We start from the raw sequence: 19,714 nt of genomic DNA, 5'->3' as shown, positions 1-19,714 counted from the left end.
ATTGGAGCAAGGCGTTGAAATTCAATCGCTTTTATATTTCCCTAGCGAGGGCCACCTTAGAATGACACCAGACTGGCAAAGCAAAGACGGGCAAAATAATCCTGACCCCCGCCGTTCGACGCAAAGCGCCCGCCACATCAGGCCAAATATGCCAGAATTTGCCGACCGAAATTTGCCCCCAGCGGAGCATTTTTTGCGGGTGTTCCTGCGGCTCTTAGTTGTGGCCACGGGCCTCAGCACCACGACGGCATTTGCCCTGACACCGCTACCCAAGCCGGAGGCTACGGCGGCTATCGAAGCCGGCAAATCCGCGCCCTTTGTCGGCGCCTGGTCGGTGAGCATGCCCACCATGGAAGTGGGCACACCCGATACGGACTACGCCATCTGCGCCCTGCCCGTCCGCATCGAGGCGGCAAGCGAGACGCACATTTTTTATCTCGGACCGCGCGAGGTAGAAGCCGACGCGGCCATGGAACTGGTGCCCGACCGAGGCGGCGCACGATGGGAGCCGATAGCCGGCGGTCCCACCTTCTTCGCTATCTGGATCGATCCAGACACATTCTATCTCTACGACACAGTTCCCGAGACGGACGACCATTGGGGCATGCCCTTCGTCTACAAGCGGTGCCCTTAGCCCTGGCGCGTCGGAACGTGCAGCACGAGACCGTCGAGATTATCCCGCACCTTGATCTGGCAGGACAACCGGCTCGAATCCTTCACATCGAAGGCGAAATCGAGCATGTCTTCTTCCATCATCGACGGACCACCGACGGTCTCGCGCCAATCCTCTTCCACATAGACGTGGCAGGTGGCGCAGGTGCAGGCGCCGCCGCATTCGGCGACAATGCCCGGAATACCGTTGATGATGGCCGTTTCCATCACTGTGGAACCGTTTTCCGCTTCGGTTTCAATGCGTTCGCCGCTGGGCGTAACAAAGGTGATTTTGGTCATAGGTCTTTTTTGGCTTGCTGTACCAATGGGATATAGACCTCCACTGCCCGGTTAGGAAGTCGCGCTTGGGCATGGACGCTTGCGATTGGCAGCATGGCTCGCCACGATGGGTACAAAGAGGAAGATCGAATGACCACAGCCGAGCCGCACCTGCATTTCATCACCCAGCGCCCGCGAGAAGACGGTTGCGGCGTCGTGACCCTGCAGATGCTGACGGGGCGATCCTACGACGCCATCGCGGCCCTGTTCGACTGGACGGGCAAAGCGCATCACCAGACCAGTTGGAGCGAACTGCAATCCGTCCTGGCGGGACTCGGTTGGCAGCTTGGAGAAATCACCGCCGCGGCTGGCTGGGACGACATCAACGAACTGGCGGTCGTCCACGTCATGGACGACCACTTCATGCTCTACGACGGCCGCAGCGGCGTCTTCTACGACCCCTGGGAATGGGAAGGACCGCAGCAGACGTCGAACCGCGTGCCGCTATCCTTCGTGACGATCACCCCGCCCAAACCTTAGTTCAGGCCCAGCAACCCTTCGAGATAATGCTTCTCGATTCCGAACATGACCTTCACTTCGGCAATGCGCTTCAGCGCCGCCTCCCGCGAACCGGCTTTGCCCTTCTGCGCGACGATAAGATTGTTCTTGGGCGTATGTGCGTCCGAGACAAACTCAAAAACCTTGGTGCGATAACCCGAGGCTTCGAGCAACAAGGCCCGGAGCCCATCGGTGACCATCTCGGCCTGCTTTTCCATGAAGGTGCCATGGCGCAGCAGGAAATCGAGGCGATTGTCCGAAGACCCCGCCTCCATCTGCCGCCGCACCTGTTTGTGGCAGCATGGCGCCACTGCGATCAGTTCGGCGCCAGATGAAATGCCCTTGAAGATCGCATCGTCCGTCGCCGTATCGCAGGCATGCAGCGCAATGACCGCGTCGGCACCGCTGGCGTCGTAGTCGAGGATCGAAGCAGGCACGAAACTGAGGGTTCCAAAACCGCTCTTCTCGGCCAGCTTATTGCCGTCCTCGACCAGTTTGGGACGCATCTCGACGCCGATCACTTCGGCCTCTTTGCCCTCAGATTTCAGATAGTCGAACAGCGCGAAATCGAGATAACCCTTGCCGGCGCCCATATCGACGATGCGCGGCGTTTTGGCCGAGAGTTCATGAATCAAAGGCGCAAAAATCTCGACCATCTTGTTGATTTGTCGAAACTTATCCTGCGAGGCGGCCAGCACCTTGCCGTCGGCGCCGGAGATGCCGAGAGCCTGCATCCAGACCTTGTCGCCTGATGTCAGCGGCCGGTTCTTGGCGCGATCATGCCCACCTTGCACAGCCTCGCGGCCGGCAACTTCGGTTTTCTTCAGCCTGATCTTGTCGCCCTGCCGCTCAAACTGCAGGTCAAAATCCGTTGTCTCGAGCCGCGCGCTGCGGAATTCATTGAGAAGCCCATCGCGCACAAAGCTCATGGCTTCGTCGATGACGAGATTTTTGGTGATGTCGCGCGTCTTGTACCGGAACACAAAGCTCAGCCGCTCGCCGGCCTTGATCGCGACCTTGCGTGCTTCGACGCTCTTCAGGTCCGCCTCGGCGCCATGATAGCCGCCGAGTTTGAGCTTGGTGATCGACCCGTCGACAAAACCGGTTTGCAGAGCGAGGACAAATTCCTCTATGCGGTCGGGCGTGCTCAATGCCGTTCCTTGGTGGTAAGAAATTTGATCTTCGGCCAATCCTGTTTGGCCCGATCAGCCCACCACGCGTTCTGCGCCAGGAAAACCGGCGCATTCGCACGGTCTTCGGCCATATTGGTCTTCTGCGCAGTGATGAAGCGCTTCAGTTCATCCGGATCATCGCTCTCGACCCAGCGCGCCACCTCAAAACCCATGGGCTCAAAGGTGATCGGCACGCCATATTCCTTGGCAACGCGGCTCGCCAGAACTTCCAGCTGCAGTTGGCCCACGACGCCCACGATCCAGTCGGCGCCAACCATGCGGCGGAACACCTGGGTGACGCCTTCCTCTGCGAGATCCGAAAGCGCCTTCGACATCTGCTTGGTCTTCATCGCATCAGTCAGGCGTACGCGGCGGATGATTTCCGGCGCGAAGTTCGGAATACCGGTGACATTGATCGTCGCGCCTTCGGTCAGCGTATCGCCTACCGACAGGGTGCCATGGTTCGGAATCCCGACGATATCGCCCGCGACAGCCTCTTCGGCCAGTTCGCGATTGTTGCCAAAGAAGAACATCGGATTGGCGACAGCCATGTCCTTGCCCGAGCGCACATTTTTCAAGCGCATGCCGCGGGTAAACGTGCCCGAGCAGAGGCGGACAAAGGCGATGCGGTCACGGTGATTGGCGTCCATATTCGCCTGCACCTTGAACACGAAGCCCGAGACCTTCTTTTCGTCGGGCGAAATCGGCGCCGGCAGCGCCGGCTGCGGCCGCGGCTCCGGGCCCCAATCGCCCAGCGTGCGCAGGAGTTCCGCCACGCCGATGCCCTTGAGCGCTGAACCAAACAGCACCGGGCTCATATGGCCCTCATGGAATACCCCAAGGTCAAAATCCGGCAACATGGCTCGAGCCAGTTCCAGCGTTTCGAGCGCCGTCATGAACACCGGCTCTTCGACCAGGCTTTCTACCTCGAGCAGGTCATCGATGGCATCAAACTCGGCCAGCGTCTTGCCCTGCGGCGTCACCACGCGCTTTTCGAGGAGGTCAATATAGCCCTTGAAATCGACGCCCTGTCCAATCGGCCAGAGCACCGGCGTCAGGTCGAGCGCCAGCTTGCCCTGGATCTCGTCGATCAGGTCGAGCGGCGCCAGGCCCTCGCGGTCCACCTTGTTGATAAAGGTGATGATCGGAATATCGCGCAGGCGGCAGACTTCGAACAGTTTCAGCGTCTGGCTTTCGATACCCTTGGCGGCGTCGATCACCATGATGGCCGCGTCCACGGCGGTCAGCGTGCGATAAGTATCTTCGGAAAAGTCCGAGTGGCCCGGCGTATCGAGCAGGTTCATGGTGAGCCCGTCGAATTCGAAGGTCATCACCGAGGACGAAATGGAAATGCCGCGCTGCTGCTCCATTTCCATCCAATCCGACCGCGTCGACCGCTGCCCCGCCTTGCCGCGCACAGCGCCTGCCTGCTGGATAGCACCAGCTGCCGAAAGCAACCGCTCGGTCAGCGTCGTCTTACCGGCGTCCGGGTGCGAAATGATCGCAAAGGTACGGCGGGTACGGAACGGTTCAAGATGAGCCCGAGGAGTAACCTCGGCGGCGGAAGACAGGGACATGGAAACTGCTGAATGCTGTGTCGCCGACGCATTGGCGCCGCGAGGACCGACTTCATATGGGGCGCTCTATAGAATCTGACAACCGCGCGGTCAAACCGCGCGTTGCGGAGTCAAAGCCGATCGATCCAGACAGCTGCCGCTAAACCGCCTCGTTCGCCACCATGCGGCCGATGAAATTGCGCACGTCTTCGACCACGAGGCCGAGGTCGTCGATGCGTTCCGGCGTCAGCGGGCGGCCGCTGCGGATTTCGTGTTCCATGGCCTTGGCAAGGTCTGCAACCGCCCAGGCGCCAACGCCGCCGGCCGCGCCCTTGATCGAATGCAGCACCAGGGTCAGGTCGTCGAAACTGGCCGCCATTTTCAGCCGGCCGTAATAGTCCCTGATGGTCGTATCGAAGAGCCGCAGCACTTCGAGTTCCAGTGCTTCGTCTCCGAGGCACTGCTTGGCGAGGTGCACCAGGTCGACCGGCCGCATGGTCCGGGTTCGGATATCGGAATGGGGTTCCGCTTTGATAGCGGTGCCGCCGGGGGCCATGACGAATACTCCGTACACGTTCGCTCGCATGGGCAAGGGAACAATTCGCTTGGGTACAAGCCTAGTGCGACCTCATGAACAGGCAATTAAGCCCCAACTTTGCCTTTGTTTGCGGTTTCATGAGCGCCGTTTCCACGCGAAAATTAACCTTTCGCTAGGAAATTGTTCGGATTGCATCAAATTGAATGTAATAGTGAACGGTGAGCCAGCGTGCGGCGGCGGAGGGTTCTGGAACGGCGATGCATTTGCATCGAATTGTTCCGATTTGACCACGGTCCCCTAAAGGGGTCGGGACTAATCTCTTCCAGAAGCCCGCTTTGTCGCTAGAGTGCGGACGCGAGAGTTGTAGAGAGTATGGCCAACAATCAGAACACCCAGAACGATCCGGCAGCACTGGCGTTTTCGGCAGTAGAAGACGCGCTCAAGGAATCGGTGTTCAGCCTCGATCCCACTAGCCGTCCCAAGGTCGAAAAGAAGCCCGAACCGGCTCAGCCGCGTTCCGAACGTCTGCGCGCCGCCGACAAGATCGCCCAGCAGGCCGGCGCTGTCGCCAATGACGATCGCGCCTCCGCAGCGCGTCTGCTTTATGGTCTGCAAAACCGCTCGTCCGCGACCCCGACCTGGCTGGCGACTGTACTCTCTATTCTATGGGTTGCTGTCGCCGGCACCGCCGCCGTGCTGCGCTATGGCCCGGAAATGGCCAATTTCGCCCAGTTTGCCGGCAGCATCGAATTCATCGCCATCGTGGCGATCATCGCCCTGCCCGTCCTTGGTTTCTTTGCCGTCGCGACGCTGATCCGCCGCGCGCAGGACCTGCGCAATGCCGCGTCCTCGATCACCCAGGCCGCCATTCGCCTTGCCGAGCCCGAAGTCACTGCCTCCGACAAGGTCGCCTCGGTGGGCCAGGCCGTTCGTCGCGAGGTCAATGCCCTCGGCGATGGCCTCGAACGCGCCCTCTCCCGCGCCGGCGAACTCGAAGTGATGATCCACAACGAGGTAACCGCGCTCGAACGCACCTATTCGGATAATGAATCGCGCATGCGTGCGCTGATCGCCGAATTGGCCAGCCAGCGCGAAAGCGTCCTAACCAATACCGAACGCGTGCGCGAGGCGATTACCGAGAGCCATACCGGCCTCGTCTTCGATCTCGACATGATCAGCCAGCGCATTGCCGGCACCATCACCGAAAGCGGCGGCAATCTTTCGCGCGCCCTCGAAAGCGGTGGCGAAGCCCTCAATGCTGCCTTCTCCGAGCGTTCGGAGAATTTTGCGCAGCTGATGGACAATCGCACCACCGATTTCCTCGCTGCACTCACGAGCACGGCCGATCGTACGGCCGGCGTCGTCGAAGACAGCACCGCCCGCGTCACCAGCAATTTCGACAGCCGCACCGCTGCCTTTACCGCTGCCATCGAACGTCACATCGACACCCTCACCGAAGCGCTCGACAGCCGCGCCGGCTCCATCGGCAATACGCTCGATAGCCAGACCGTCATGCTGACGACGTCCATTGAGGACAAGACCGACGCTCTCGCCAATCTGCTCGCCATCAGCGGCAGCAAGATCGTCGATCAGCTGGGCGAACGCGGCGATATCGTCACCAAGGCGCTCGAATATCTCGGCACCCGCATTGGCGAAGATGTGTCGGGCCGCGCGCGCGACGCCGAAGCTATGCTCGGCACCCTGTCGCGTCAGCTCGATGAATCCGTTTCGATCCAGCTCAACTCGCTGGAAAGCCGCCTGCAGTCGGCCCTTATCGAAATCAATGGCGCCCTCGACGACACCGCCGAGCGCGCCCGCATCACCGTGTCGACCGCCGGCCAGGATTCGCTCGGCCAGTTCGATGCGCGCCTGGGCGAAATCACCGGTCTGCTCGACCAGCGCCTCTCCGCGCTCGACAATGTCATCGGCGACAAGGGCGACAGCCTGCTCTCCCGCCTCGACCAGCACGGCACGAGCTTTGCGACCCGCGCCAATGTGCTCGAAATGGCTCTCAACGAAGAGTCCGGCCGCTTCAACGATATCGTCAGCGATCGCACCCGCGAGATGAACGAAGTGATCGGCGCCAAGGCCGCCGCCATCACCGAAAGCCTCTCCAACCGCACGCGCGAAATCTCCGAGCGCCTCGATACCTATGCCGAAACGCTCACCGAAACCCTCGACAACCAGACTGGCCGCATCGATAGCGTGCTGTCCGGCCGTTCCGAGCAGCTCGCGAGCCGTCTCGACGCCTATGCCGAAACGCTCAATGTCGATCTCGACAGCCGCACCGGCCGTATCGACGAAGTTCTCAGCAACCGCTCGTCGCAGTTGGCAGGTCGTCTTGATACCTATGCCCAGACGCTCAATGCTGACCTCGACAGCCGTTCCGAGCAGTTGTCGAGCCGCCTCGACACCTATGCGCAGACCATTGCCGCCGATCTCGACAGTCGCGCCGGTCGCATCGATGACGTGCTGAACAACCGTTCGCACGAACTGGCGAACCGTCTCGACTCCTACGCACAGACCATCGACCTCAACCTCGAAGGCCGTGTCGGCGAAATCAGCCATGCCATTGCATCGGGCGCCGAAGCCATCGAGCAGACGCTTGCCGGCCGCAGCACCGAACTCAGCGAAGCCATTCGCGTTCGCTCGCAGGAACTGGGCCAGACGCTCACGACCAGCACCCAGGCCTTCGACCAGGCCATTGCCGGGCGCACCCAGCGCCTCGCCGATACGCTCTCCGAACGCACCAACACGCTGTCGCTCGAGATCGAAAGCCGCACGGGCGCCCTCTCCGGCCAGCTCGAGGAACGCACCCAGACGCTCGCGTCGACCCTCGACGAAAAGCAGACCCAGTTCGCTGCCGCCATTGAGGAACGTGCAGGTCGCTTTGTCGGCGATCTCGATGCCCGCACCGCGGCCATGACTGGCGCTCTCGAAGCCCGCACGGCCGCCATGGCCGGTGCCCTCGATACGCGCACCAGCGAACTCAACGCCTCCTTCGATCGCCGCACCAGCGAGCTCACCGAAGCGCTCGACACCCGCACGCAGGAACTGGCGGCCACCGTCGGCACCCGCACCAGCCAGCTGTCGAACGCCCTCGCCGCCCGCACCGAAGCGCTGTCCGATATGCTGTCGACCCAGACCAGCTCCATGGGCGAAACCGTCGGCCTGCACACTGCCGAGCTCGCCCAGACGCTCGACCAGCACAGCGCCGCGGCACGCGAATCCATCGACGCCTCGCTGCGCACGGTTTCCGAAACCATGGCGGGCCGCCTCGGCGATATGTCGGCCACTGTCGCTGGCAAGGTTGCCGAAATCGGCATGGCGATGACCGAAAAGCTCAACTCGGCCCTGTCGCGTGTCGATGAAGCCCAGACGGGCGTCACCTCGCGCATCGACGCGGCCAGCGCCAGCTTCGACGAGAACGTACGCAAGGCGACCCAGATCGTGGAAACCGGCGTCGAAGCCGCCCGCAATTCCATGGTCGACCTGGTCGACAAGCGTCTCGGCAGCCTGCCCGAAGCCATCACGGCCCGCGCCGACATCACCGCCGAACGCCTTGCCGCGCTCAACGCCTCCATCAATACCTCGATCACCCAGTCCATGGCCGATCTCGAAGCCGGCGCCGACCGGATCGAGGAAACCATCTCGACGCGCATCACCGCCGCCACCCACGCGATCTCTTCCGACGTGGCCGCGACTGCCGATCGCATGGACTCCGCCGTCCGCACCGCGCTCGACCAGATCCGTATCGCCGCCGGCTCGATCGACCAGATCGTTTCGGTCAAGGCGGTCCAGACCGTCGACTCGATCGAACAGCGCCTCAGCGAGATCAACCAGTCGGTGGAAGGCCACACCTCGCAGTTTGCCGCTCTCGTCGACCAAAAGTCGGACGAGCTGCAGTCGGCCCTGCGCAGCCACGGCAACCTGCTGCGCGAAGCCCTCGCCGGCAATGCGCGTGACGCCGAGGAAATCATGTCCGTCTCCTCGAGCCGGATCCTCACCGACGTCACCTCTGCGCTCAACAAGCTCAACGACTCCAACCTGCTGCTGCAGCGCGTGCTCGATGCTTCGACGACCAACCTCGCGACGCTCGAAACTTCGATTGCCCAGCAGACCGCCAGCTATGCCGGCACCATGCGCGACGCCATGGGCCAGACCGAAGAAGCCGGCCAGATGGTCAGCCGTCACGTCGGTGCGCTCCAGCACACCATCGGCGCCATGGTTGGCGAGTTCGCCGAAATCCTCGGCAAGCTCGACGTCGAAGTCGTCAGCATGTCCCAGGCCTCGCGCGCCCTCGAAGCGACCAGCTCCAATGCGCTGGACTCGCTCGAAGAGCGTCGTGGCGCCATGGATGCACTGGCCGCCAGCTTCACCACCCGCGCCGACGATATCGACGGCCGCATGCGCATGTTCGCCCAGTCGATCGCCGATACGGTCAACGATACCGAGCGCCGCATGATCGCTGCCCGCCGTGCCATGGACGAAGCGCTGTCTTCGACCAGCAACACGGTCGCCGAAGCGCTCAACAATGCGACGACCAGCGTCAACGACGCGCTCTATGTCACCAATGAGCGCTTCACCACCACGCTCAACGAGCGCACCTCCCAGGTCGACAATGCCGTCCAGCGCGCTGCCGAGGCTGCCGCCGCGGCTCTCAGCCAGACGTCGTCTTCGGTGCGTGCCGCCCTCGCCGCCCAGGCCGATCAGGTCAATGCCAACCTCGAAGACAATGCCACCCGCGTCAGCGACCTGCTCGCCTCGACCGCTGGCAGCGTGACCGATGTCCTGACCTCGACCACGAGCTCGCTGGCCGACACGATCACCGACACCACCAGCTCGGTGCGCAACACCATCGCTGCCAATACCAGCCAGCTGCGCCAGGCCATCGACCAGTCGACCTCGACCTTCCGCCAGACGCTCGACCAGACGACGGAAGAAGTCTCCACCCGTCTGGGCGATTTCCGCGAAACGGCCGATGGCGAAAGCCGCCGCACCAATGCCGCCCTGCAGGAAGCCCAGCGTCGTCTCGCCGGCGAAATGCAGCAGGCGATCGAGGAAGCTACCCAGCGCTTTGCCGAGACCGCTCGCGCCATGCGCGAAACGGCCCGCGAAGTTGGTCACGAGCTTGAATCCACCCGCGCTGAACTCGCCCGTGGCGTCAACGAGCTGCCCGAGGAAACCCGCGCCAGCGCCGCCGCCATGCGCCGCGTCGTTGCCGAACAGATCGAAGCCCTCAGCGAACTCAACGCCATCGTGCGCGGCCAGCCGGCAACGCACGACCTCACCGATCGCCGTGGCAACCAGCCGCGCGTCTCGGCTCCGCGCCAGCCCGAACCGGCTCCCTACCAGCCGCCGCGTCAGCCGGAACCGCAGCCGGAAGCCTATCGCCCTGAACCTGCTGCGCAGACCCTGGTCGATCCGATCCGCGCCACGGTTCGCCCGGCTGAACCGGCACGCGCCCCTGCCCGTCCGGTCGTCCAGGCCCAGCAGCCTGCCCCGGCTCCGGTCCAGCAGCCCCAGCCTGCCCCGGTCGCTCGTCAGGCCGCTCCCGCGCCGCAGCGTCAGGAAGCCGAAGCCGGTGAAGGCGGTTGGCTGCGTGACGTGCTGCGCAATGCTTCGGCCAGCCAGGCCGGCCAGCCCACGCAGGGCCTTTCCACGCTGACCGAGGAAATCGCCAACGCCATTGACGACAACGCCCTGGCCGACGCCTGGGCCCGTTACCAGGCCGGCGAATCCAACGTCTTCTCGCGCCGCATCTACTCGCTGACCGGCCAGGGCACCTATGACGAAGTCCGCAAGCGCCTGCAGCGCGATCCGGAATTCGCTCGCACCGCCCAGGCCTATATGGGCGATTTCGAACAGCTTCTGAAGCGCGCCGCCGCCGGCCCGCGCCCCGCTGCCGAAACCCGCGAATACCTGCTCTCCGATCGCGGCAAGGTCTACACGACCCTCGCCCACGCCAGCGGCCGCCTGAGCTAAAGGCGCAGAACCTGAAATGAAAAAGCCCCGGAGCGATCCGGGGCTTTTTGTTTTGGGATGTCTTCACCCGTCGCGAAGTCATTCCCGGCAAAGGCGGGAATCTCGACTTCGGCGCAGGACGGGGATTCCCGCCTTCGCGGGAATGACACGGGTGGGATGGTGTTGGTCTCGCGGTGTTGTTGAGCGAGGCGTCTCGCGCCGCACCTATCGCACTCCATCCTCTATTGTCACCCCGGCGAAGGCCGGGGCCCATCCTGAGATCTCGAAATGGACCCCGGCCTTCGCCGGGGTGACAGCCGGTGTAAAGTTCAAGCGTCGGAGCCCGCCCCTACTTCGCCTTCGCCGGCCTCATCTGCAGCGATAGCCAGATGCAGAACCCGCCGACCAGCGCCATCGCGGAAGCGGCAAAGAATGCGTGTGCACCATAGCCCTGCACGATCCAGCCAAAGCCAATGACGGACAGGACGGTCAGCAATTGCTGCCCGACCACAAACAGGCTCTGCGTTTCGGCCGCGATGCTTTCGTCGGTCCAGTTGGCGATGAAATGCACGCAGCCCATATAGCCGATGGCAAAGGTGATGCCATGGCTCAGTTGCAGCACGATCAGGACGGCGATGCCGGGCTCGAGGCCCATCACGCACCAGCGCAGCGCCGCAGCGCCAGCCGAGATCAGCATCACCGAGCGTGCCGAAATCTTCCCGCCGAAGCGCTTCCACAAAAACATCATCGCGGCCTCGGAGGCTGAGCCCAAGGCGATCAGCGGGCCGATGATGTTTTCGGGAATGCCCTGTTCCTTCCAGATCAGCGATCCGAACGCGTTGAGCACGATATGCGTGGCAAAGATCATGCAGAAGCCGAAGAGCGGCAGGATGAACCATGGTTTTGCAACATCGCGCAGCCGCTTTGCCGCCGGCGCTTCCGTCACCGCCGAGATCGTCTTCTGCTCGGCGGGCGCCCGGAACGCCGGCAATTGCAGCGACACCAGCGCACGGACGATCGCCATGCCGACAAAGAGCGGCACGAAGACGCCAGCGCCGAACCAGACGACCAGATAGCCCGTCAGCCCGTTGAACAGCATATAGCCGACCGTGCCCCAGGCACGCATCCTGCCGTAGTCGGACCCGATGCGTCGCGCCAAACGCATGGTGGCCGCATCAAGCACCGGCCCGACTGCGCCTCCGGGCAAGGCAGCCAGCGTCCAGAACAGCAGGATGCCCCAGAACTCGTTGACGAAGAACAGCCCGATCGGAACGATGCCGCCGATCAGCGCACCAATGACGATGACCTGCCGCCAATCCTTGGCCCGATCCGCCACGCGGCCGATCACGAGGTTAAACAGCAGGATCACGAAAATCGGCAAGGCGTTGATGATGCCGATCTGCTCGGGCGTAATGCCCTTTTCGGAGAGCCAGATCGGCAGGAACATCACAGCCGCTCCGCTGCCGGTGAAGAAGCTGGCGTAGAACGCGGAAGTACGCATTTCGGGCGTAAAGCGGCCGGCAGGGCTCTGGCTCATTCAGGCAATCCAAGGAAGAAAAGTAGGGAAGAGCAGATCGCTGCCCTTCCTCAAATCACGATACGACGGGCCGCGTTGCATCCTTTGGCGGACGCATCCGCAGCGAGATAAGAACGCAGGCAATGCCGATGGAACAGGTCACGGTCGACGCGAAGAAGGCCGATGAACCGAACCACTCGACGAGCCAGCCAAACGTGACCAGCATGATCATGGCCGCGCCCTGGTTGAGCATATTGGCAAAGCCCTGCGCTTCGGCGGCGTTGGATTCATGCGTCCAGTTGGCGATGAAGTGGACGACGCCGAAATAGCCCATGCCGAAGCTGAAGGCGTGCAGCAATTGCAGGAAAAACAGTGCTTCCACGGGCGGCGCGAAGGCTAGGACGGTGAAGCGGAAAAGCCCCGCCATGCACGCGACAAGGATCATGTTGCGCGCAGTGACCCGCCCGCCGAACCGGCGCCAGGCAAACATCAGGGCGGCCTCGCCCACAGCAGCTATGCCCAGCAGTGGTCCCAGGAAATGGTCCGGAATCCCCTGCTGATGCCAGAGCAGGGCGCCGAAGCTGCCCATCACCGCGTTGCTGGCATTGACCAAGGCAAAGGCAACGAGAGGCAGCACGAACCACGGCTTCAATGAATCCCGCAGCTTTACCCGCTGCATCGGCGTGCCCTGCTGCACATTGGCGAGCGTCGCCTCCTGCACAGGCGCCCGGAATCGCGGCAGGAGAAAGCCGATGACGGCGCGCAGCACGGTCATCGCGACATAGAGCGTCACAAACGAGCCCGGTCCAACCACCGTAAGAAGTCCGCCGATGCCCGCAGCACCCACGACATACCCGATTGTCGCCCAGGCCCGGACGGCACCGAAATCGGTGCCGTTGCGCTTGGTCATGCGCACGGTCGCCGCGTCGATGATCGGCGGTACGAGACCGTTGGACATGGCGACCAGGGCCCAGACGAGCAGGATGCCCCAGAATTCCGAAATGAAATACAGCCCCAACGGCGCCACGGCCGAAACCAGCGAAATGGCGATGATCGCGGTGCGCCAGTCATCCGCGCGGTCGGCGATGCGGCCCATGATCATGTTGAGGAGCAGCAGGCCCAGCATGGGCAGCGCATTGATCAGCCCGATCTGATCGGCCGGTATGCCATGCAGGCTCAACCAGATGCCGAGAAAAACCGACGCCACTGCGCCCGGAAGATAGACCGTGAATTGATAAAGCGATGCACGCGCCTCGGGGGTGTCGAAGCGCGACAGAACGGAAGACATGGAAAAGACTCCGGGCGCAAATCAGCGCCCCGCTCCCCTTGGTGCCTTGCAGCGTGCGACAATGCAAGGCCCAAATGGCTGCGAACTGCAACGTTCTAAAGCCGGAGTAAAAAGTTGATCCGACCGGGCGTACTTTCGGGTACTAGATCGCCTCGGCCAGTTGCGGCAGTCGCACAGTCGCGGGCACGAGGCCATCAAGGAACTGCCTCGCGCTGGCGGCCCAGGTGAAGTTCTGCGCGTGGGCGCTGGCATCGCGCCGGTCGAGCATCAGCGCCCGGCGCACCGCCACGGAAAGGTCCGTGTGTAGCGCCCCTGCTCTGCCATCCGTCAGAATGTCCTTCGGGCCAGTCACCGGATAGGCGGCAACGGGCGTGCCACAAGCCAGCGCCTCGGTCATCACATTACCAAAGGTATCGGTGCGGCTGGGGAAGACAAAGACATCAGCGCCCTGATAGGCTTCGACCAGCGCCTCGCCGTGCCGGTAGCCGCAAAACACCACGTCCGGGTGCAGCTTTTCGAGCCGCAGACGATCGGGGCCATCACCCACGACGATCTTCGTCCCAGGCACATCGAGCGCGAGGAACGCCTCGATATTCTTCTCCGCCGCCACACGTCCTACATAGAGCAGATGCGGCCCCGGAAGATGGGCAAAAACATCCGATTTGCCAGGCAGGAAGCGCTCCATGTCCACGCCGCGCCCCCAGATACGGAGGTGTCGGAAATCGCGCGAAGCGAGATCGTCACGCAACGAGGGCGTCGGCACCAGCGTATTGCCGGCTGGTTCGTGGAACCAGCGCAGATAGCCATAGCTCCAGTCCTGCGGCACCGGCAGGCGGGCGGAGACATATTCCGGGAAGCGCGTATGAAAGCTCGTCGAAAAACCCTTGCCGCGCTCGATGCAATATTGCCGGGCCAGTAGTCCAAGCGGGCCTTCGGTCGCGATGTGAATGTGATGCGCGCGCGTGTGGGCAAGACGCCGGAACACGGCGCGGCGCGAAGCCAGCGACAGCCTGATTTCGGGATAGGTCGGCACAGGCACGGTCCAGAAGGCCTCGGGCGTCAGATAGTCGACGCCATGCCCCCATTCGCGCAGCACCTTGCCGACGCTTTCGAGCGTGCGGACGACGCCATTGATCTGTGGGCGCCAGGCATCGGTGACAATGACGATGCGACGGGCTGAAGGAAACGAAACGGTATTGGCCATGGCGGCACCGCAGAGCTGGGATCAGGCCAGATCAGCCTGCTCCCACCGATTTGCGTTGCTGTGACGATATTGCGACGGAGCGGCGACAGCCTATTCCGTTACCGGACGCCGGATTTTCGCCCGGCGCGGCTCACCCACCACCATCTCGGTCCACTTGATGAGTTCGAACTCGCCATCGTGATTCTCGGCGACGGCAGTGCAGCTTTCGACCCAGTCGCCGGTATTGATGTAGTGGATGCCGAGCCGGTCGTGCATATCGGCAAAGTGGATATGGCCGCAGATGACGCCGTGGACGCCCGACTCCTTGGCCTCATGCACCAGCGCCTCTTCGAAGCGCCCGATAACCGACACCGCGTTCTTCACCTTCTGCTTGGCCCAGGCGCTGAGCGACCAGTATTGCAGCCCCAGCCGGCGCCTTACCCAATTGATGGCGATGTTCACGCGAAGCGCGAAGTTGTAGGCCCAATCCCCTACATGCGCGAGCCATTTGGCATTCATCACCACCACGTCGAACTGGTCGCCATGGATCACGAGATAGGTCCGTCCGGTCGCCGAAGTGTGGATCGTGCGATCCACCAACTCGATCTCGCCGAAATAGGTGCCGAGATATTCGCGCAGGAATTCGTCGTGATTGCCCGGCAGATAGACAACGCGCGTCCCGGCCGTTGCCTTGTCGAGCAGGATTTGCGCGAGGACGTTGTATTCCTCGGGCCAGTGCCAGGCCTTGGCCAGCCGCCAGCCATCGAGAATGTCGCCGACCAGATAAATGGTCTCGGCGTCGTGCAGGCGCAAAAACTCGATGAGCTGCTTCACCCGGGTCGGCTTCATGCCCAGATGCACGTCGGACAGGAACAACGCCCTTACGCGCCGCACCTCGCGGTCATCCGTCATTGCCCGGCCTCCAAGTTACTGCGGCACTTTATCTTCGGAGCGCGACGGAGGAAACCGGCTTCGTCAGAAAGAGGTGGAAAGCCCAGCAATCACTTGGGAGTGCCGCCTATTCGAGGCGCTGCTTCAGCGCAACGATACGGTTGTAGCTCTGCTCGATGCGTGCAGCGAAGGCGGGATCGGCTTCCGCCTGCTTGACGAGAATATCCAGGACCTCGCGCGACAGCGTCGGCCGCTGATAGGCAGTGTTTGAAAAGAGGAGGATGTCCATCCCCGCCTTCACGCCTTCGACCACTGTCTCTTCGAGCGTGAAATGATCGCGAATGGCGCCCATTTCGAGGTCGTCGCTGATGACCACACCGTCAAAGCCGAGATCGGTACGCAGCACGCCATCGATCCAACGCGCCGAGAGCGAGGACGGCGTCTCCCCGTCGCTGTCGGCATAGTCCGCATGATAGAGATGGCCGACCATCACCATGTCAACGACGCCCTCGGAAATCAGCTCCTGATAGGGCTTTAGTTCGTCTTCTGACCAAGTCTTGGTGATGTCGACAAAGCCCTCATGGCTATCCGCCGTCGATGAGCCGTGTCCTGGAAAATGCTTCAGCGCGGTCGCGAGACCCGCCTTGTGGTGCCCCTCGATAAAGGCGCGATCGTAATCGATGACAGTCGCCGGATTTGCGCCAAAGGCACGGCCGAACTTGGCGATCACCTGATTATTGGGATTGGTGTTGAGATCGGCCACCGGCCCGAAATTGACCGTAAAGCCTTGGGCCGCAATGCCCTTGGCCATGTCGGCATAGATCGCCTCGGCCTCTTCCGGCGTGTCGCGGGCCGCGATCGTTGCGGCATTGGGGATTTCGGCAAAGCCGACATCCTTGGTCAGTCGCTCGACCGCGCCGCCTTCCTGATCGATGGTGATGAACGGCGGCAGGTCCGGCGAAGCCGCACGGAATTCCGCATTCATCGCCGCGACCGCTTCAAGGCTTGCCACGTTCTTCTTGAGATACATGACGCCGCCGAGTCTGCCGGCCGCCAGCTCATCACTCAGCGCCTTGACGCTCGCATCGCCCGCGCTGTCGCCTTCAAAGCCGATGACGATCATCTGCCCCGCCATTTCCTCGAGCGTGGCGGCTTGGGCGGGCATGGCGAAGGCAAGGCAGGCGAAAGCAGCGGCGAATATCGGGCGCAAAACGGGACTCCGGCAGGCGAATCTGTCGCGCAGAGTGGCCACGAAAAGCGGGCGAGACAATGACTGAGATATCGGAGCCACCACCCCACCCGCGGTGTCATTCCCGCGAAAGCGGGAATCTCTGTTTGCAGCGCGCAAGTGGAGATTCCCGCTCTCGCGGGAATGACGCGGTGAAAGAAAAAGCCCCCGGGCAGACCCGAGGGCATCGTGTGTAGGGGCAAATCCGAGAGAATTCAGCCAGCCGAACGATTCTGCCGGTTAGCAATCAGATCATCGACCACAGCCGGATCGGCCAGCGTCGACGTATCACCGAGAGACCCAAAGTCGTTCTCGGCCACCTTGCGCAGAATGCGGCGCATGATCTTGCCCGAGCGGGTCTTGGGCAGGCCCGGCGCCCACTGGATCAGGTCCGGCGTAGCGATCGGCCCGATTTCCTTGCGCACCCAGCTCTTGAGCTCGGCCCGCAATTCGTCAGAGCTGCTCTCGCCTGCCATCAGGGTCACATAGCAATAGATGCCCTGCCCCTTGATGTCGTGCGGATAGCCGACCACGGCCGCTTCGCTGACCTTGGGGTGCGCCACCAGCGCGCTTTCGACTTCCGCCGTACCCAACCTGTGGCCGGACACATTGAGCACGTCGTCGACGCGACCGGTGATCCAGTAGTAGCCATCGCTATCGCGCCGGCAGCCGTCGCCGGTGAAATAATAACCCTTGTACTGGGTGAAATAGGTATCGATGAAGCGCTGGTGATCGCCAAAGATCGAGCGCATCTGGCCCGGCCAGCTATCGGCAATGGCCAGCACACCCTCGGCCTTGGTCTGCTCCTGCAAGATGCCCTCGGGCGAAAGCACCACAGGCTGCACGCCGAAGAACGGCTTGGTCGCCGAACCCGGCTTGACCGGGAAAGCGCCCGGGAACGGGGCGATCATGTGGCCGCCGGTTTCCGTCTGCCACCAGCAGTCGACGATGCCGCAACGATCCTTGCCCACATGCTTGGAATACCATAGCCAGGCTTCGGGATTGATCGGCTCGCCCACCGTGCCCAGAAGGCGCAGGCTCGGCATTTCGAACTTGTCTACGAAATCCGCGCCAGCACCCATCAGTGCACGAATGGCCGTGGGTGCGGTGTGGAAGATATTGACCTTGTGGCGCTCAACCACCTGCCAGAAGCGGCTGGCATCGGGCCAGGAGGGAATGCCCTCGAACATCAGCGTCGTCGCGCCATTGGCCAGCGGGCCATAGACGATATAGCTGTGTCCGGTGACCCAACCAACGTCGGCCGTGCACCAGAAGACTTCGCCACGCTTGTAGTCGAAAGTCTTTTCATGCGTGAGGGACGCATAGGTGAGGTAGCCGCCCTGGGTATGGAGCACGCCCTTGGGCTTGCCGGTCGAACCGGAGGTGTAGAGGATGAACAGCGGATCTTCCGCATTCATCGGCTCGGGCTCGTGGAACGGCTCGACGCCAGCGGCAGCCTCGTGCCACCACACGTCGCGCGAACCCTTCATCGGCACATCGGCGCCGGTATTGTGTACGACGAGCACCTTGCGCACGCCGGGGCAATCCTGCAGCGCCTTGTCGACATTGGCCTTGAGCGGCACGGCCTTGCCGCCGCGACGCCCCTCGTCGGCCGTGATGACGACTTCGGAATCGCAGTCATTGATGCGGCCAGCCAGCGCGTCCGGCGAGAAGCCGCCAAACACTACCGAATGCACCGCACCGATGCGGGCACAAGCCAGCATGGCATAGGCAGCCTGCGGAATCATCGGCAGGTAGATGGTGACGCGGTCGCCCCTCTTGACGCCCAGCGATTTCAGCACATTGGCACAGCGGCACACTTTCTCGTGCAGCTTGCGATAGCTGATATATTCCGCTTCATCGGCCGGATTATCCGGCTCCCAGATGATCGCGATATCGTCGCCACGCTCGGCCAGATGCCGGTCGATGCAATTGGCGGCAACGTTCAGAACCCCGTCCTCGAACCATTTGATCGACACGTTCGGATATTCGAACGTCGTGTTCTTGATGGTCTTGGGAAAGGTCACCCAATCGAGGCGCTTGGCCTGTTCGGCCCAGAATCCATTCGGATCCGTGACTGAACGCTCATATTGCGCAGCATATTGCTCGCCCGTCGTCTGGGTATGTGCGATCGCGGCCGCACTTGGCTGGAACAAGAGCTCTTCGCTCATTGTCATCCTCCCTGGTCTCTCCCGAGAAACGTTCTAGTGACCCGATCTATCCGCCGCAAGCCCTTGACGATACGACTGAAGTGGAAGGCCACGGCTCATTAACGGCCTCGCGCTAGAGTAAATGGCGCAGATTTGCGCAAGGGAGCAGAGCCATGGCCGAAATGACCATCCGTGCCGCCAAGCCCGAGGATGTGCCGCTGATCCATGCCGAGCTCATGGATGTGATCGCGACCTCGCCGCACTACAGCGACCGCTTCAAGGCCCACGAAATGGGGCGCCTGAACAAGACCTTTCTCCACAACCTCTTGGCCATCGATCCCTGGCACATCATGATCATGTGCGCCGATGGCGTGCCCGGCGGCGCCATGGTCTCTGGCCCCGAATGCGGCGCAGTGTTCCGCTACTGGAGCTGGGTTTTCCCCTCGCACCGCCAGACCAAGCTCGGCATGTTCGGCATGCGCGCCTTTGATGAGCATTGGGACAAGAAGCGCTTCCACAAGGCATTCACCTTTGTCCGACCGGACAACGAGGTCGCCCGCATGCTACTCAAGCGCTACGGCTACAAGGAAACGGTTCTCCTCGAGCAGCACATCTTCGGGCAGGACTATCTGCTGATCGAAAAGTTCTACACCAAGGAAGAGGAAGGCTATGACAGCGGCGTCAATATCGGCCGCCTCGGACGCCTGAAGAATCGCCTCAAGGGTCTCGTAGGGGCCTGA

14 protein-coding genes are annotated in these 19,714 nt (G+C 62.3%); 4 read left to right on the top strand and 10 right to left on the bottom strand.

Annotated elements, in window-relative coordinates; translation table 11 throughout:
• The first annotated feature begins 220 nt into the window (after positions 1-220).
• Positions 221-634: a hypothetical protein gene (locus tag NVV77_RS06045; RefSeq protein ID WP_295411577.1), complete on the top strand. Its 414-nt coding sequence runs from the start codon at positions 221-223 to the stop codon at positions 632-634.
• Here NVV77_RS06045 and NVV77_RS06040 read toward each other — a convergent pair.
• A complete protein-coding gene (locus tag NVV77_RS06040) occupies positions 631-951 on the bottom strand; it encodes a 2Fe-2S iron-sulfur cluster-binding protein (RefSeq protein ID WP_291405436.1) in 321 nt (106 codons plus the stop codon). The two genes, NVV77_RS06045 and NVV77_RS06040, sit on opposite strands and share 4 nt — an antisense overlap.
• 129 nt (positions 952-1,080) lie before the next feature.
• On the opposite strand from NVV77_RS06040, the gene NVV77_RS06035 reads away from it, so the two are divergent.
• Positions 1,081-1,470 carry a hypothetical protein gene (locus tag NVV77_RS06035; RefSeq protein WP_295411576.1) on the top strand — a complete coding sequence of 130 codons (390 nt, stop codon included), beginning with the start codon at positions 1,081-1,083 and terminating at the stop codon, positions 1,468-1,470.
• Here the strand turns inward: NVV77_RS06035 and NVV77_RS06030 are convergent.
• From NVV77_RS06030 to NVV77_RS06020, 3 genes are all read right to left on the bottom strand, one after another.
• The gene (locus NVV77_RS06030) at positions 1,467-2,639 is read right to left on the bottom strand and encodes an SAM-dependent methyltransferase (RefSeq protein WP_295411575.1); all 1,173 of its coding nucleotides are present in this window, start codon (positions 2,637-2,639) and stop codon (positions 1,467-1,469) included. The genes NVV77_RS06035 and NVV77_RS06030 overlap by 4 nt on opposite strands.
• The gene (locus NVV77_RS06025) at positions 2,636-4,237 is read right to left on the bottom strand and encodes a peptide chain release factor 3 (protein WP_295411574.1); all 1,602 of its coding nucleotides are present in this window, start codon (positions 4,235-4,237) and stop codon (positions 2,636-2,638) included. The genes NVV77_RS06030 and NVV77_RS06025 overlap by 4 nt, the downstream gene beginning before the upstream one ends.
• 139 nt (positions 4,238-4,376) lie before the next feature.
• Positions 4,377-4,712, bottom strand: a complete 336-nt coding sequence (locus tag NVV77_RS06020) for an Hpt domain-containing protein (RefSeq protein ID WP_295411573.1) — start codon at positions 4,710-4,712, stop codon at positions 4,377-4,379.
• 414 nt (positions 4,713-5,126) lie between these two features.
• On the opposite strand from NVV77_RS06020, the gene NVV77_RS06015 reads away from it, so the two are divergent.
• Entirely contained in the window at positions 5,127-10,739 is a 5,613-nt protein-coding gene (locus NVV77_RS06015) for a hypothetical protein (protein WP_295411572.1), read from the top strand.
• Positions 10,740-11,067: 328 nt separating this feature from the next.
• Here NVV77_RS06015 and NVV77_RS06010 read toward each other — a convergent pair whose 3' ends face one another.
• From NVV77_RS06010 to acs, 6 genes are all read right to left on the bottom strand, one after another.
• Positions 11,068-12,255 carry an MFS transporter gene (locus tag NVV77_RS06010; protein ID WP_295411571.1) on the bottom strand — a complete coding sequence of 396 codons (1,188 nt, stop codon included), beginning with the start codon at positions 12,253-12,255 and terminating at the stop codon, positions 11,068-11,070.
• Between the two features lie 55 nt (positions 12,256-12,310).
• Positions 12,311-13,522, bottom strand: coding sequence for an MFS transporter (locus tag NVV77_RS06005; protein WP_295411570.1), 1,212 nt, complete (start codon positions 13,520-13,522; stop codon positions 12,311-12,313).
• A 142-nt stretch (positions 13,523-13,664) separates the two neighbouring features.
• Positions 13,665-14,726: a glycosyltransferase family 1 protein gene (locus NVV77_RS06000; protein ID WP_295411569.1), complete on the bottom strand. Its 1,062-nt coding sequence runs from the start codon at positions 14,724-14,726 to the stop codon at positions 13,665-13,667.
• Between the two features lie 90 nt (positions 14,727-14,816).
• On the bottom strand, positions 14,817-15,617 hold the full coding sequence (locus NVV77_RS05995; protein WP_295411568.1) for a UDP-2,3-diacylglucosamine diphosphatase: 801 nt from the start codon (positions 15,615-15,617) through the stop codon (positions 14,817-14,819).
• 106 nt (positions 15,618-15,723) lie between these two features.
• Positions 15,724-16,806, bottom strand: a complete 1,083-nt coding sequence (locus NVV77_RS05990; protein WP_295411567.1) for a glycoside hydrolase family 3 N-terminal domain-containing protein — start codon at positions 16,804-16,806, stop codon at positions 15,724-15,726.
• Between the two features lie 233 nt (positions 16,807-17,039).
• Positions 17,040-18,995 (bottom strand): acetate--CoA ligase, encoded by a 1,956-nt coding sequence (gene acs / locus NVV77_RS05985; RefSeq protein ID WP_295411566.1) that lies wholly within the window; start codon positions 18,993-18,995, stop codon positions 17,040-17,042.
• 152 nt (positions 18,996-19,147) lie between these two features.
• On the opposite strand from acs, the gene NVV77_RS05980 reads away from it, so the two are divergent.
• Positions 19,148-19,714 (top strand): hypothetical protein, encoded by a 567-nt coding sequence (locus NVV77_RS05980; protein ID WP_295411565.1) that lies wholly within the window; start codon positions 19,148-19,150, stop codon positions 19,712-19,714.

Origin of the sequence: Devosia sp., from assembly GCF_024707125.1 — a bacterium.
Classification (GTDB): Bacteria; Pseudomonadota; Alphaproteobacteria; order Rhizobiales; family Devosiaceae; genus Devosia.
This window is presented reverse-complemented; position numbering and strand designations above follow the sequence as displayed.